The organism is Empedobacter sp. UBA7252 (genome assembly GCF_002472765.1).
Classification (GTDB): domain Bacteria; phylum Bacteroidota; class Bacteroidia; order Flavobacteriales; family Weeksellaceae; genus Empedobacter; species Empedobacter falsenii_B.
On record NZ_DKSQ01000098.1, the window covers coordinates 79,414 to 94,444 of the forward strand.

The 15,031-nt window shown below is 33.5% G+C and carries 15 protein-coding genes; 14 read left to right on the forward strand and 1 reads right to left on the reverse strand.

Translation table 11 applies throughout. The features are described from left to right. The 4 genes from glmS to B2X73_RS14150 all read left to right on the forward strand — a co-directional run. Positions 1–924, forward strand: a 924-nt coding sequence (glmS, locus tag B2X73_RS14135; RefSeq protein WP_291096748.1) for a glutamine--fructose-6-phosphate transaminase (isomerizing), incomplete at its 5' end; no start/stop codon positions are given. Between the two features lie 106 nt (positions 925–1,030). After that, positions 1,031–1,618 (forward strand): riboflavin synthase, encoded by a 588-nt coding sequence (locus B2X73_RS14140; RefSeq protein ID WP_221854045.1) that lies wholly within the window; start codon positions 1,031–1,033, stop codon positions 1,616–1,618. A 1-nt stretch (position 1,619) separates the two neighbouring features. Continuing rightward, positions 1,620–3,068: an ATP-binding protein gene (locus tag B2X73_RS14145; RefSeq protein WP_291096750.1), complete on the forward strand. Its 1,449-nt coding sequence runs from the start codon at positions 1,620–1,622 to the stop codon at positions 3,066–3,068. Between the two features lie 49 nt (positions 3,069–3,117). Then, positions 3,118–3,768, forward strand: a complete 651-nt coding sequence (locus B2X73_RS14150; RefSeq protein WP_291096752.1) for a tRNA1(Val) (adenine(37)-N6)-methyltransferase — start codon at positions 3,118–3,120, stop codon at positions 3,766–3,768. 192 nt (positions 3,769–3,960) lie between these two features. Here the strand turns inward: B2X73_RS14150 and pckA are convergent, their stop codons facing one another. Next, a complete protein-coding gene (gene pckA, locus B2X73_RS14155) occupies positions 3,961–5,532 on the reverse strand; it encodes a phosphoenolpyruvate carboxykinase (ATP) (protein ID WP_291096754.1) in 1,572 nt (523 codons plus the stop codon). 229 nt (positions 5,533–5,761) lie between these two features. Between pckA and B2X73_RS14160 the strand changes: the two genes are divergently transcribed. The 10 genes from B2X73_RS14160 to rfbB all read left to right on the forward strand — a co-directional run bounded on the left by B2X73_RS14160 (position 5,762) and on the right by rfbB (position 15,008). After that, on the forward strand, positions 5,762–5,998 hold the full coding sequence (locus B2X73_RS14160; RefSeq protein ID WP_038336002.1) for an acyl carrier protein: 237 nt from the start codon (positions 5,762–5,764) through the stop codon (positions 5,996–5,998). Positions 5,999–6,011: 13 nt separating this feature from the next. Continuing rightward, positions 6,012–7,265 (forward strand): beta-ketoacyl-ACP synthase II, encoded by a 1,254-nt coding sequence (fabF, locus tag B2X73_RS14165; RefSeq protein ID WP_291096756.1) that lies wholly within the window; start codon positions 6,012–6,014, stop codon positions 7,263–7,265. Further along, a complete protein-coding gene (gene rnc / locus B2X73_RS14170) occupies positions 7,265–8,017 on the forward strand; it encodes a ribonuclease III (protein ID WP_291096758.1) in 753 nt (250 codons plus the stop codon). The genes fabF and rnc overlap by 1 nt, the downstream gene beginning before the upstream one ends. 4 nt (positions 8,018–8,021) lie before the next feature. Continuing rightward, the gene (locus B2X73_RS14175) at positions 8,022–8,480 is read left to right on the forward strand and encodes an IPExxxVDY family protein (protein WP_038335999.1); all 459 of its coding nucleotides are present in this window, start codon (positions 8,022–8,024) and stop codon (positions 8,478–8,480) included. Between the two features lie 32 nt (positions 8,481–8,512). After that, on the forward strand, positions 8,513–9,955 hold the full coding sequence (gene pyk, locus B2X73_RS14180) for a pyruvate kinase (protein WP_291096760.1): 1,443 nt from the start codon (positions 8,513–8,515) through the stop codon (positions 9,953–9,955). A 129-nt stretch (positions 9,956–10,084) separates the two neighbouring features. Continuing rightward, on the forward strand, positions 10,085–11,077 hold the full coding sequence (locus B2X73_RS14185) for a mannose-1-phosphate guanylyltransferase (RefSeq protein ID WP_291096762.1): 993 nt from the start codon (positions 10,085–10,087) through the stop codon (positions 11,075–11,077). Between the two features lie 101 nt (positions 11,078–11,178). Then, positions 11,179–11,598 carry an adenylyltransferase/cytidyltransferase family protein gene (locus tag B2X73_RS14190; protein ID WP_280045915.1) on the forward strand — a complete coding sequence of 140 codons (420 nt, stop codon included), beginning with the start codon at positions 11,179–11,181 and terminating at the stop codon, positions 11,596–11,598. Beyond that, on the forward strand, positions 11,598–12,614 hold the full coding sequence (locus B2X73_RS14195; RefSeq protein WP_291096764.1) for an NAD-dependent epimerase/dehydratase family protein: 1,017 nt from the start codon (positions 11,598–11,600) through the stop codon (positions 12,612–12,614). The genes B2X73_RS14190 and B2X73_RS14195 overlap by 1 nt, the downstream gene beginning before the upstream one ends. Beyond that, positions 12,611–13,954 carry a nucleotide sugar dehydrogenase gene (locus B2X73_RS14200; protein WP_291096766.1) on the forward strand — a complete coding sequence of 448 codons (1,344 nt, stop codon included), beginning with the start codon at positions 12,611–12,613 and terminating at the stop codon, positions 13,952–13,954. The genes B2X73_RS14195 and B2X73_RS14200 overlap by 4 nt, the downstream gene beginning before the upstream one ends. Positions 13,955–13,961: 7 nt before the next feature. Next, the gene (rfbB, locus tag B2X73_RS14205; protein WP_291096768.1) at positions 13,962–15,008 is read left to right on the forward strand and encodes a dTDP-glucose 4,6-dehydratase; all 1,047 of its coding nucleotides are present in this window, start codon (positions 13,962–13,964) and stop codon (positions 15,006–15,008) included. Positions 15,009–15,031 lie beyond the last annotated feature (23 nt).

The window sequence follows — 15,031 nt, forward strand, 5'->3', positions numbered from 1 at the left end:
TCTTACCATGCAGGTTTGGTTGCAGAATACATGATCGAAGATTTCGCTCGTATTCCTGTAGAAGTAGAATATGCATCTGAGTTCCGTTACCGCAATCCAATCATCAATAAACACGATGTCGTGATTGCAATTTCTCAATCTGGAGAAACAGCAGATACATTGGCAGCACTTAAATTAGCAAAAGAAAATGGTGCATTTATCTTTGGAATCAACAATGTTGTAGGTTCTTCTATTGCTCGTATTACAGATGCTGGTGCTTATACACATGCAGGACCAGAAATTGGTGTTGCATCAACAAAAGCATTTACAGCTCAGTTAACAATTTTAGCATTGATTGCCTTAAAATTAGGTAAACAAAACGGTGAATTATCAACAGAGAAATTTACATTGTTAACACGAGAATTAGAGCGTATCCCAGATTTAGTTCAACAAATTTTAGACAACTGTGAAGGGGTTGTTGATCAAATCGCAGAAAAATACAAAGACAACAGAAATGCAATTTATTTAGGACGTGGATACAACTATCCATCGGCTTTAGAAGGAGCATTAAAATTGAAAGAGATTTCATATATCCACGCAGAGGGTTATCCAGCAGCAGAGATGAAGCACGGGCCAATTGCGTTATTGGACGAAAATATGCCAGTTATCGTTATTGCAACGAAAAAAGGTTATTACGAAAAAGTAGTTTCTAATATTCAAGAAATTAAATCACGTAGCGCCAAAGTAATTGCAATTGTTAATGATGGTGATGAGCAAGTAACTGCTATGGCAGATGATTACGTAGTAATCCCAGAAACAGCAGAAGAATTCTCACCAATCCTAACAGCTATTCCATTACAATTATTATCGTACTGGATTGCTGTTAAATTAGGTAAGAATGTAGATCAGCCTCGTAACTTGGCAAAATCTGTTACTGTAGAGTAAAAATTATTACAGAGTTATAATATATTTTAAGGGATGATGTTTTAAAATCATCCCTTTTTCATTTTATAAGTTTAAATTAATTATTAATTTCACCAAAAATAACATCATGTTTACAGGAATCGTAGAAGGAGTAGGAAAGCTTATAAAAGCAGAGAAAGAGCAATCTAATTTACATTTATGGATTGAAGCTGATTTTTGTGATGAATTAAAAATTGATCAAAGTGTTGCACATAATGGAGTCTGTTTAACGGTTGTTGATTTCAAAGATGGACTTTATAAAGTTACTGCTATAGAGGAAACCTTACAAAAAACAAATTTTAACACTTTAAAAGAAGGTGATTTGATCAATTTAGAACGATGTTTGCAATTCAATGGTCGTATCGATGGTCACATTGTGCAGGGTCATGTAGATCAAACCGGAAAAATTGTTTCGATAGAAAACCAAAATGGTAGCTTTTTTGTTACAGTAGAATATGATGAAGCATCGTCTGGAAATGTTACAGTAGAAAAAGGTTCGATTTGTCTTAACGGAATTAGTTTAACAGTTGTTGACAGTAAAGTAGGGCAGTTTTCGGTTGCAATTATTCCATATACTTGGGAGTTTACAAACCTTAATCAAGTGAAAGTTGGCGATACAATGAATTTAGAATTTGATATCTTAGGAAAATACGTCAAAAGATTATTCCAAAAATAAAATGATTAGAAAAAAAAATAACCTATCGCTACCCGTTCGTATTATCATTTATATGGTAACGATTTTGTTATTTACAGCAGGAGCTATCTTGCTGATTACTGCCAATCATTTCAATGCACAAACTAAACAATATCACGAAGATATTCTCAAACGAAAAGTTAGAGCGGTAGAATCTGCGATAGATTATGAAATGGATAATTACCCTGGGATAGCAAGCAAAGATAATATTCATGACATTTTAGAAGATGGTTTTCTTCGCATCGGTGATATCAATAAAACCGATATTGTAATTTATGATTTGCGTGGTAATAAAATTTTAACCACACAGCCAGTTTCAACGACTTATGATGTTTTACCTCAGAAAATATTAGACCAACTACAAAAATCAAATGATTTTATTGTAACGAATAAAGATACGGCTTACGATAACAATGTTTATTCGTCTTATAGTAATATCAAAAATTATTACAACGAAAATATTGCTGTTCTCTGTCTACCTTATCAATCTAACCAAGATTTTTTACAACAAGACATGTTTACATTAATTGGTAGTTATGGATTGGCTTTTGGAGTTATTCTTTTGTTTGGAACATTTGCGGTCTATTTTGTTACTAAACGTACGCTTAATAAACTTTGGTCGTTTGCAGATCGTATTCGCGAAACAGAAGTTATTGTAAACAATATGCCGATTCGTTACGATGGTAACGATGAAATAAAAGTTCTGGTCGACTCCTATAATGATATGCTATTTCGATTAAAAGAACAATCTGATTTGTTGGCTAAGCAAGAACGAGAAGAAGCATGGCGAGATTTTGCGAAACAAGTTGCGCATGAAGTCAAGAATCCATTAACACCAATGCGATTAATGCTACAGAATTATATGCGAAAATTTGATGTAAATGATCCAAATCTTGAAGAAAAGACGATGCGAACAACTAATATTTTATTGCAACAAATTGATACCATCTCTGCGATAGCCGAAGCTTTTTCAGATTTTGCTAAAATGCCTTCTCGTAAAGATGCAAAAATTGATGTGGTAGACGTCATAAAAAATGCGCTATATGTTTTTCCATTGGAGTTTATCGAATTTAATTATTCTCCCAACATCATCATGATGACTTTTGATAAACAATATTTGAATCGAATTATCACCAATATTACAAAGAATGCGTTTCAATCTATTCCGAAATCTCGTATAGCGAAAGTTAAAGTAGATGTGTTTTTAGTGGATGGTTTTTTGCATATAACCATTCAAGATAACGGGAATGGAATTCCTGTCGAATCACAAGATTCTATTTTTGTTCCAAAGTTTACAACAAAGAATAGTGGAATGGGAATTGGTTTGCCAATGGTGAAAAAAATTATTGACGATTATGATGGAACAATTCGTTTCGAAACTGAAATTTCTGTTGGTACAACATTCTACATTTTGATTCCTTGCAATGAATAGAAAACCTTTTCGATTCAAACAATTCGAAATTTTTCAAGACAAAACCGCAATGAAAGTAGGCACAGATGGTGTTTTACTTGGTGCTTGGGCTGATTTAAAAAATGGAAATACTATTTTAGATATTGGTACAGGAACTGGATTAATTTCGTTGATGTTAGCGCAACGTTTTCCTCATTCGATGATTGATGCAATAGAAATTGATAACGCTGCTTTTTTACAAGCAAAAGAAAATTTCGATAATGCACCTTTTTCAGATCGATTAACCATTTTTAATTCATCGCTTCAAGATTATTCAACCAATAAAAAATATGATTTGATTGTCAGTAATCCACCTTTTTTTGTGGTGAATGATACGGTTGATTTTGATGCGCGTAAACAAGCACGGCAGCAAGAAACCTTAACATTTGAAGAGCTAATCAAAAAAACGGCTGAATTACTACAAAAAGGCGGATTAGCAAGTTTTATAATTCCATACGATCAAATGGATGGTTTTTGTACGATAGCTGCTCAAAATGCTTTAAAACTATCTCGTGTCGTTTATATCAAAGGGAATTCGACAACGTTAACAAAACGTGTGTTATTAGAATTTAGTTTTCATGAAAAAGAAGTAGAAGAAAAAGAATTAATTATCGAAGTCGATCGTCATCAATACACAGAAGATTATATTAAGTTGACAAAGGATTTTTACTTGAAAATGTAATTTCATCAAAGATGAAAAAACTATGAGTAAGCTATTGATTTTTATATCAAACAATCATCTATTTCTACGAATCTTCAAAAGTTTAAAAACATAAAAAAAACCGAGCAATTTGCTCGGTTTTATATTTATTTCTGATTTTCAAAATGAGTTAAAAACTCAATCTTAACCTCAATCTAAATCACAGTTTTAATCTTAAATCGTTGGTCCACCAGCTAATAAATCAGCCGTTGCAAACTCTTCAAATTTCTTGAAGTTCGCTTTAAATTTATCGGCTAATTCTTTTGCATTTGCTTCGTATGCTGCTGTAGAATCAAAAGAAGTAGCTGGACTTAATTTTTCTGAAGCAACACCTTCGATTGCAACTGGAACTTCAAACCCAAAATAAGGATCTTTTTTGAATTCTACGTTGTCTAAATCTCCATTTAAAGCGGCATTGATAACCGCACGTGTATCTTTTAAAGACATGCGTTCTTTTTTACCATTCCAACCTGTGTTGATTAACCAAACATTTACACCAGTTTTTTCAACTTTATCGCTCAACATTTCAGCATATTTAGTTGGGTGTAACGGCATAAATGGCGCACCAAAACATGTAGAGAATGTAGTTTGAGGCTCTGTAACACCAGCTTCTGTACCAGCCACTTTAGATGTATATCCAGAGATAAACAAGTAAGCTGCTTGATCTGGGTTTAATTTTGCAATTGGAGGGAAAACTCCGTAAGCATCAAACGATAAGAAGAAAATGTTTTTAGGATTTTTTCCTACAGATGGAACTGCAATATTTTCGATATAATCAATTGGATAAGAAACACGTGTGTTTTCTGTGATAGATGTATCTGTAAAATCAACCTCGTTAGTTCCTGGAATTAATTTACAGTTTTCTAATAAAGCTCCATCTTTGATTGCAGCAAAAATTTCTGGCTCACCTTCTGGAGATAAGTTAATTACTTTTGCATAACAACCACCTTCAAAATTGAAAACAGTATTATCTTCTGTCCATCCATGTTCATCATCACCAATTAAACGTCTGTTTTTGTCTGCCGATAAAGTTGTTTTTCCTGTACCAGATAATCCAAAGAACATTGCTGTATCTCCGTTTTCACCTGAGTTAGCAGAACAGTGCATTGGTAAAGTATTTCTAAATACGGGCATGATGAAGTTCAAGGCAGAAAAAATACCTTTTTTCATTTCTCCTGTATAACCAGTTCCTCCGTTTAAAACGATTTTACGTTTAAAATTTAAGATAGAGAAATTGTGTTGTCTTGTACCATCTTCGTCTGCATCTGCAACAAAAGTTGGTGCATTGATAATTGTCCATTCAGCATCACCAAAGTTTTTTAATTCTTCTTCTGTTGGACGGATAAACATGTTATAGATAAATAAATTAGCTGCAGGAGTTTCTGTAATTGCTCTAATTTTTGTTTTGTATGCATCGTCAGCACAAGCAAAAGCATCACGTACATAAATTTCGCGGTTGCTTAAATGCTCAACAACTTTATCGTATAAAGCGTCAAATTTATCAGAATCGAAAGGAATATTGATGTTTCCATCCCACCAAACGTTTTCTGCAGTGATTTCGTCTTTAACAATAAAACGATCTTTAGGAGAACGTCCTGTAAATTCTCCGGTTAACATATTTACTGCTCCAGAAGATGTAATTTCTCCCTGTCCTAATTCTATCATTTTCTCTGTAAGCTCTTCAGGAGATAATTGATAGTTAATTTTGGAATTTTTTATTCCGTAAGATGCCAATTCTATGCTCATTTTTGTGATTTTTAAAGTATTTTTAAAATTTTAAAGGTAAAAACTTTGTACAAAGTTACAATAAAAAGAAGCGTGAAAAATTTGACTTATGTCATTCACTTAAACGTTTTCGTGCATGTTTATTCACCATATATTTCCAAGTTCTTATGCGTGCATATAAAAAAAAGCTTGTATTTAATATAAGTTTTATATTTTTGCACTAGTTTACAACAATTAAAATTAGAAAATTATGTCTGACATTACATCAAGAGTGAAAGCGATTATCGTAGATAAATTAGGAGTTGACGAAAGCGAAGTTACGCTAGAAGCAAGTTTCACTAACGATTTAGGAGCTGATTCATTAGACACAGTAGAATTAATCATGGAATTCGAAAAAGAATTTGATATCCAAATTCCAGACGATCAAGCAGAAAAAATTTCAACTGTAGGTCAAGCTGTAACATACATCGAAGACTTAAACAAGTAATAGTTCCTATTTTATGGAATTAAAAAGAGTAGTAGTAACAGGTTTAGGCGCGCTAACACCAATCGGAAATTCATACCAAGAATACTGGAATGGATTAGTGAATGGTGTAAGTGGCGCTGCGCCTATTACGCTTTTTGACGCAACTCTTTTTAAGACACAATTTGCTTGTGAGATCAAAAACTTCAATATCGAAGATCATTTTGATCGTAAAGAGGCAAGAAAAATTGACCGTTGTGCCCAATTGGGAATTATTGCAGCTAGAGAGGCAATAAAACACAGTGGAATCTTAGAAGATACAAATGTAAACAAAGAGCGTATCGGCGTTATATGGGGATCTGGTATCGGTGGAATTAAAACTTTTGAAGAAGAAGTTTCGAATTACGCGACAGGAAATGGAACACCACGTTTCAATCCTTTCTTTATCCCTAAGATGATTGCAGATATCACGCCTGGTCATATTTCAATGGAATTTGGTCTTATGGGACCTAATTATACAACTGTTTCGGCATGTGCCTCTTCAACAAATGCAATTATTGACGCTTATATGTTATTAAGACTTGGAAAAGCAGAAGCAATTGTAACAGGAGGTTCAGAAGCTGCGATTACAGCATCAAGTATTGGAGGTTTCAATGCATTACATGCGTTATCTACACGAAATGATGATCCACAAACTGCTTCAAGACCATTCGACAAAGACCGTGACGGTTTTGTAATGGGAGAAGGAGCTGGATGTATTGTGTTAGAAGAGTACGAACATGCTATTGCGCGTGGAGCTACCATTTATGCAGAATTAGTAGGAACAGGAATGACAGCAGATGCTCACCATATTACAGCACCACATCCAGAGGGAGTAGGCGCATTAAATGTGATGAAAGAAGCTTTATTAGATGCCAATATCAGCGTAGAAGACGTGGATCATATCAATATGCACGGAACATCTACACCATTAGGTGATATTGCAGAATCTAAAGCTATTCAAAAATTATTTGGAGAACATGCTTATAATATTCAAATCAATTCAACAAAATCTATGACTGGTCACTTATTAGGTGGTGCAGGGATTATTGAAGCGATTTCGGCTATTGGAGCAATCAATAACAGTATCGTTCCACCAACAATTAATCATTTTACGGATGATGAAAATCTTGATCCGAAAATCGATTATACATTTAATAAAGCAAAAGAGAAAAATGTAGATTATGCATTGAGTAATACTTTTGGTTTCGGTGGTCACAATGCTTGTGTGATATTTAAGAAGTATAAGTAATGTCTTTCTTAAAAAAATTATTTTCTTTTAAAAATCATCGTGATGATTCAAATTCATCTGATCCTTTTTTGAAATTTTTGAAGTCGATTTTGGGTTATACTCCTCGCAATGTTGAGGTTTTTAAAGAAGCATTTACCCACAGATCTGCACAGAAAAAAGATGAAAATGGAAACAGTATAAACTTTGAAAGATTAGAGTTTTTAGGAGATGCATTACTTGGTGCTTCTGCAGCAATGTACTTATACTACAAAGCGCCCGATCAACAAGAAGGTTATTTGACAAAAATGCGCTCTAAAATTGTTTCGCGTAAGCAATTGAATGCCGTTTCCAAACAACTTGGTTTGTTAGATTATTTGGATCCAATGAACAATCATAACAATTTGGGTGAAGACGTAAATGGTGATATGTTGGAAGCTTTGGTTGGTGCAATTTATGTTGATGGAGGCATAGCTGCAGTACAAAAATTTATTCAAATCAAAATTATTGACCCTTATGCGGATTTAGATCGTTTGGAGCACACGATTACAAGTCACAAATCGTTGATTTTGGAATGGAGTCAAAAAACGAGAAATACGATAAGATTCAATACATTTGAGGAGCAAAACGCAGAAGATTTGCAAGTTTTTGTGTCAGTTATTCGTCTCAATGATAAAGTCATCTCGAAAGGGAGAGGAACTTCTAAAAAGAAAGCGGAAGAAAGCGCAGCAAAACGCGCCTATTATTCGCTACAAAAGAAAATAGAAAAAGTTTAGAAACATGGCAGAATTACTCTTATATGATGATTGGATAGATTTTCATCTCATAGGCGTAAATTCTAGTTTTAACACTTCTACACAATTTATTTTCCATCTCAACTCTACTTTTGATACGCGTTTTGAGCGTATTCACGATTTGGATATTCGGTTAGATGAGCATACTTATTTTTTCGAAACCTATCAATGGTTAGATGAAGCAAATAAAATAGATTATCATATCATTAAAAATACTCCAAATCAATACGATTTTAAAAAAAATGAAGTAGATTTATCAAATCTTTTCAAAGAGAGCGTTATTCTTGTGCCAAATTACAAGGATTGCAACTATGTAGTAAAAATCTCTGGTTGGGAAGATGAACTACAATATCTTCAACTACCATTTGTAGAAAAAGATTTTATAAGAACGATCAAAAAAATAGATATCGATTTGATTAGCAATGCAGATCAATTGGTTTTCTAACAAAATATTGTGCAAAAAAAAAGGGAAAAATTATGATTTACGATAGACAATATCTTAAAAAGACAAAAATTGTCGCGACTTTAGGTCCGGCAACCGATAGTCCAGAGATTTTATTAGAAATGATGAGAAAAGGAACAGATGTGTTCCGTATCAACTTTTCGCACGCAGACTATGCGGATGTGAAACGTAAGATTGAAACAATTCATCAATTAAATAACGATCATGGCTACAATACAGCAATTTTAGCGGATTTACAAGGACCTAAGTTGCGTATTGGAAAAATGGAACACGAAGATTTCGTAATCAATCCAGGAGAAATTTTAACTTTCACCAACGAAGATGTTGTAGGAACGAAAGAAAAAGTTTTTATGACGTACAAAAAGTTTGCGCAAGATGTGCAAGTGGGAGAAAATATTTTGATTGATGACGGAAAATTAATCTTCAAAGTAATCGAGACAAACGGAACAGATACTGTAAAAGCAGAAACGATTCAAGGAGGTCCATTACGTTCTAAAAAAGGAGTTAACTTACCAAATACCAATATTTCTTTACCTGCTCTAACAGAAAAAGATAAAGAAGATGCAAAATTCGCAATCGAAAATCGTGTCGATTGGTTTGCATTATCTTTCGTTCGTTCTGGACAAGATGTAAAAGATTTATCAGAATTTATCAAAGAAAATGGAACAGTAAAAATTCCAATTATCTCTAAAATCGAAAAACCAGAAGCATTAGAAAATATTGATGATATTTTAGAATTTTCGGATGGATTAATGGTTGCTCGTGGAGATTTAGGAGTTGAGGTTCCGTTTGAAATCGTTCCAAAAGCGCAAAAACAATTAATTGACAAAGCGAAATTAGCGCGTAAACCAGTTATTGTTGCAACACAAATGATGGAAACTATGATTTCGAGTTTAACACCAACTCGTGCTGAGGTTTCTGACGTTGCAAATGCAGTTTTTGATGGAGCAGATGCGGTAATGTTATCTGGAGAAACTTCTGTAGGACAATATCCTGTACAAGTTATCGAGAAAATGACAAAAATTCTTCAAACTGTTGAAGATGATGATCACGTACATGTACCTGAGCACAAACCAAAGATCAAAAACGAACGTTTCGTAACTGATATGGTTTGTTATAATGCAGCTAAAATGGCAGAAGATACAGGAGCGAAAGCAATTGCAACGTTGACGTATTCTGGTTATACCGCTTTCCAAATTTCTTCTCATCGTCCAAATTCATTTATTTTGGTTTTCAATCCAAGTAAACGAATCAACCGTATGTTGAATTTGTTATGGGGTGTAAAATCAATCAATTACGATCCTCGCGATACATCTACGGATCAAACGGTTACAGAGGTCAATATTTTAGCGAAAAATGAGGGTTATGTAGAATATGGTGATTATATCATCAATCTGAATGCAATGCCAGCATTTGAGAAAGGAATTACCAATACACTACGTATTTCGATGATTTAATAAAATCAATACTAATACTTTAAAGCGTTCAATTTTGAACGCTTTTTTTGTGTTTAAAAGAAAAATCATAATAGAATGTTATGATATAGTAGTTTTTAATATCTTTACGAGTTCGAATTAGAAGAATTTATGTGTATTTATAATGTGATCTTATCTGGTGGTGTTGGGAGTAGACTTTGGCCACTTTCACGAAAAAGTCATCCCAAACAATATTTACCTCTGTTTAATGGGCAATCTTTATTTGAGTTAACGATTCAGAGAAATCGTCCAATTGCTGATAAATTAATGGTGATTGGGAATAAAGATAATGACCATTTAAGTCAAGAAGTACTTGATAAAATGAATGTTGAATACACAAAAATTGTAGAAGCTGTTCCACGTAATACTGCAGCGGCAATTGCATTTGCAGCTTTAGCAGTTGAGGATGATGATATTCTAATTGTGACACCATCTGATCATTTGATTGAAGATATGGAAGCTTATCAAGAAGCGATGAATAGAGCAATCGATTTAGCACAAAATGACTATATTGTCACATTTGGAGTGCATCCAACACGACCAGAAACAGGGTATGGCTATATTGAGCACAAAGGCGATAACGTACTTTCTTTCCGCGAAAAGCCCAACCATATTACGGCGCAAGATTTTATCGAGCAAGGAAATTTTTTGTGGAACAGTGGAATGTTTTGTTTCAAAGCGAGAGTTTTATTGAAAGAGTTAAAGAAATTTGAAAAAGAAATTTACGAAGCGTCTAAAATAGCATGGTCTGAAAATATCAACGGAGAATTGAACGAAGAACTTTCAATGAATATTCCATCAAATAGTATCGATTATGCCGTAATGGAACGAAGCAAGAAGATAAAAGTAGTTCCAGCAAAATTTGTTTGGAATGATTTAGGTTCTTTCGAATCCTTGTATGATTATTTTGTGATGAACGGACATTATGTCGACCGTAATGGAAACATGGTGATTGGAACAGATGTTTATACTTCTTTTGTAGGTTTGCAAAATACCATTTTTGTGAATACCCCAACCGCGAATTTAATTCTACAAAAAGAATATTCACAGGAAGTAAAGAATGTTTACACGCATTTAGAAAAAAGAAATTCTGAATTAATTTAAATATTTTGCACTCGATTTGAGTGCTTTTTTTATGTCATAAAAGTTTAAAATTAATTCAATATAAATCCGTAAATTTGTCGTTCCAACAATAGTATTATAAAATGACAACGGGAATTACATTCGGTATATTTGACCTTCTTCATGCAGGTCATATCATGATGCTCGAAGAAGCCAAAAGACAATGCGACTACTTAATTGTAGGACTTAATACAGATCCTGCAAGTGTAGATCCTTCCAAAAATAGTCCTACGCAATCTATTGTAGAGCGTTATATTCAATTAGAAGGTTGTCGATATGTCGACGAAATCATTCCCTACGAAACCGAACAAGATTTGTTTGATATGCTAAGTGCTTTACCAATTAATGTTAGAATTATTGGGGAAGAATACCGAAATATCGACTTTACCGGAAAACAATATTGTTTAGACAATAATATTCAAATTTACTACAACAAGCGCACGCATCGCTTTTCGAGTTCAGGCTTAAGAAAAGTTGTGGCAACTTCTGAAAAGGAGAAATAATGAAAACCGTTCTTATTACCGGTGTAGCTGGTTTTATTGGCTATCATTTAGCTGAAAAATTAATCGGAAAAAATATCAACGTTGTTGGAATTGATAATATTAACGATTATTACACTGTTCAGTTAAAATATGATCGATTAAAAGAATTAGGAATCAATCAAGAATATGCTTCAAATTTTGATCAGAAAGTTCTTTCTTCTAAACACGAAGAAAAGATGATTTTCTATCGAATGAATTTAGAAGACAAAGAAGCTTTAGTCCAACTTTTCAAAGATTATTCGTTTGATGCGGTTGTTAACATGGCAGCACAAGCTGGTGTTCGTTATAGTATCGAAAATCCTGATGCCTATGGACAAAGTAATTTGGTTGGTTTTCTAAATATTTTAGAATGTTGCCGAAATTACAACGTCAAAAAATTATTGTACGCAAGCAGTTCAAGTATTTACGGAAACTCTTCGGATGTTCCATTTTCTACCGATCAAAATGTCGATCATCCCATTAGTTTATACGCGGCGACCAAAAAAGCAAACGAGTTAATGGCGCATGCGTATAGTCATTTGTACGATTTCCAAACGATAGGTTTACGTTTTTTTACCGTTTATGGACCTTGGGGACGACCAGATATGGCAATGTTTTTGTTTACAGATGCAATCTTAAATCATCAACCTTTAAAAGTATTCAATCACGGCGATTTATCACGCGATTTCACATATATTGACGATATTATTCAAGGAATTGATAAAATACTTGAAGATAAAAATACAAACGAAAAATACCAATTATACAATATAGGAAATAGTAAACCTGTTCAATTAATGGATTTTATCAAAGAAGTTGAACATTCGACAGGTGAAAAAGCTATTTTAGAAATGTATCCGATGCAAGCAGGAGATGTCAATCAAACATGGGCAGATGTCCAAGATTTGAAAGATACATTTGGTTATAATCCTAATTATCCTGTTGACAAAGGAGTGTATAACTTTGTACAATGGTACAGAAAATATTATAATAAATGAATCAACAACATAAAATAGCGGTTATCGGTTTAGGTTACGTAGGTTTACCTTTGGCTCGATTATTTGCAACAAAATACCCTGTTGTTGGGTTTGATATCAATCAGAAACGTATTGCTGAATTAAATAATGGAATAGATTCAACTTTAGAAGTTGAAAATAATGTTCTACAAAATGTTTTAGTTAAACAAAACCCTTTTAATTCACATTCTGAGCTTGTCGAAGAATCTCAAATGGACACTGAGCGTAGTCGAAGTGCAGGATTGTTTTGCTCTTCAAATACAGAAGATATTAGAGATGCTACAATTTTTATTGTAACCGTTCCAACTCCTGTAGATAAGAATAATCGACCTGATTTAACACCGCTTAAAAAGTCTTCAGAAACAGTAGGGAAAGTTTTAAAACCAAATGATATTGTTATTTACGAATCAACGGTTTATCCAGGTGTTACAGAAGAAGAATGTATTCCAGTATTGGAACAATTTTCGGGATTGAAGTTTAACCAAGATTTTTATGCGGGATATTCGCCAGAGCGAATTAATCCTGGAGATAAAAAACATACGGTTGAGAAAATTTTAAAAGTAACATCAGGTTCAACTCCAGAAATTGGAAAAATTGTTGATGATTTATATAAATCTGTAATTGTTGCTGGGACTCATTTAGCACCTACAATCAAGGTGGCAGAAGCTTCAAAAGTGATCGAAAATTCGCAGCGTGATATCAATATTGCATTTATCAATGAATTATCGAAGATTTTTTCGCTAATGGATATTGATACAAATGATGTTTTAGAAGCAGCTGGAACAAAATGGAATTTTTTACCGTTCAAACCAGGTCTTGTGGGAGGACATTGTATTGGCGTAGATCCATTTTATTTGGCTCAAAAAGCACAAGAAATTGGTTATTATTCTGAATTAATTCTTGCAGCAAGACGATTAAATGACTCGATGGGAGCTTTTGTAGCTTCGCAAGTTGTTAAATTGTTAATAAATAACGATATTAAAGTAAAAGGAGCAAAAGTTCTAAATTTAGGAATTACCTTTAAAGAAAATTGCCCTGATATTCGTAATTCGAAAGCAATTGACGTAATTCATGCTTTAGAAGAATATGGAATAGAAGTGATAACGTTAGATCCTTGGGCTAACCCAGATGAGGTGATGCAGGGATATGGAATAAAATGTCATCCTGAACTTGTTGAAGGATCTAAATTTGATGCCATTATTTTGACTGTTTCGCACGACGAATTTTTAAATCTTCAGTTATCTGATTATTTAAAAGAAAATGGAGTGATTTATGATGTAAAAGGGGCTTTGCCTAAAGAAGAAGTTGATAAACGATTATAAAAATACTATGAAAACTATTTTAATTACTGGAGGAGCTGGATTTATCGGTTCTCACGTTGTAAGAGAATTTGTCTTAAAATATCCTGAAACGAAAATCATCAACCTTGATGCGTTGACATATGCAGGAAATTTAGAGAATTTGAAAGATATCGAAAGTAAATCAAATTACGAATTCGTAAAAGCTGATATTACGGACGCAAAACATATAGTAGAAGTTTTTGAAAAACATCAACCAGATGGAGTTATTCATTTAGCTGCCGAATCTCACGTGGATCGTTCTATTACAAATCCGTTGGATTTTGTGATGACAAATGTGATTGGAACAGTAAACTTATTGAATGCTGCAAAAACAATTTGGAACAATAATTTCGAAGGAAAACGTTTTCATCATGTTTCGACAGATGAGGTTTTTGGCGCTTTGGGAGATGAAGGTTTTTTTACGGAAGAAACTTCTTATGATCCGCATTCACCATATTCAGCTTCAAAAGCATCTTCGGATCATTTTGTAAGAGCTTATCATGATACCTATGGTTTACCAATTGTGATGACAAATTGTTCAAATAATTACGGACCAAATCATTTTCCAGAAAAGTTGATTCCATTGTGTATTCATAATATTTTGAACGAAAATCCACTTCCAATTTATGGAGATGGAAAATATACACGCGATTGGTTATTTGTGATCGATCATGCCAAAGCGATTGATTTAGTTTTCCATGAAGGAAAAAATGGAGGTTCTTACAATGTAGGAGGTTTCAACGAGTGGAAAAACATCGATTTGGTGAAAGAATTGTGCAAGCAAATGGATGAAAAATTAGGGAAAGAAGCAGGAACTTCAGAACAATTAATCACATTTGTGAAAGATCGTCCAGGACACGATTTACGTTATGCAATTGATGCGACTAAAATTAACGAAGAATTAGGCTGGAAACCATCTGTAACGTTTGAGCAAGGTTTGAGTCTAACAATTGATTGGTTTTTATCAAACAAAGAATGGCTAGAAAATGTAACATCTGGCGATTACCAAAAATATTACGAAAATCAGTATAAATAAGGAGAAAGTTAAGAAAGTTAAGA

Coding starts and splice junctions, on each gene's coding strand:
- B2X73_RS14140 (WP_221854045.1), top strand. CDS start 1,031: ATGTTTACAGGAATCGTAGAAGGAGTAGGAAAGCTTATAAAAGCAGAG.
- B2X73_RS14145 (WP_291096750.1), top strand. CDS start 1,620: ATGATTAGAAAAAAAAATAACCTATCGCTACCCGTTCGTATTATCATT.
- B2X73_RS14150 (WP_291096752.1), top strand. CDS start 3,118: ATGAAAGTAGGCACAGATGGTGTTTTACTTGGTGCTTGGGCTGATTTA.
- pckA (WP_291096754.1), bottom strand. CDS start 5,532: ATGAGCATAGAATTGGCATCTTACGGAATAAAAAATTCCAAAATTAAC.
- B2X73_RS14160 (WP_038336002.1), top strand. CDS start 5,762: ATGTCTGACATTACATCAAGAGTGAAAGCGATTATCGTAGATAAATTA.
- fabF (WP_291096756.1), top strand. CDS start 6,012: ATGGAATTAAAAAGAGTAGTAGTAACAGGTTTAGGCGCGCTAACACCA.
- rnc (WP_291096758.1), top strand. CDS start 7,265: ATGTCTTTCTTAAAAAAATTATTTTCTTTTAAAAATCATCGTGATGAT.
- B2X73_RS14175 (WP_038335999.1), top strand. CDS start 8,022: ATGGCAGAATTACTCTTATATGATGATTGGATAGATTTTCATCTCATA.
- pyk (WP_291096760.1), top strand. CDS start 8,513: ATGATTTACGATAGACAATATCTTAAAAAGACAAAAATTGTCGCGACT.
- B2X73_RS14185 (WP_291096762.1), top strand. CDS start 10,085: ATGTGTATTTATAATGTGATCTTATCTGGTGGTGTTGGGAGTAGACTT.
- B2X73_RS14190 (WP_280045915.1), top strand. CDS start 11,179: ATGACAACGGGAATTACATTCGGTATATTTGACCTTCTTCATGCAGGT.
- B2X73_RS14195 (WP_291096764.1), top strand. CDS start 11,598: ATGAAAACCGTTCTTATTACCGGTGTAGCTGGTTTTATTGGCTATCAT.
- B2X73_RS14200 (WP_291096766.1), top strand. CDS start 12,611: ATGAATCAACAACATAAAATAGCGGTTATCGGTTTAGGTTACGTAGGT.
- rfbB (WP_291096768.1), top strand. CDS start 13,962: ATGAAAACTATTTTAATTACTGGAGGAGCTGGATTTATCGGTTCTCAC.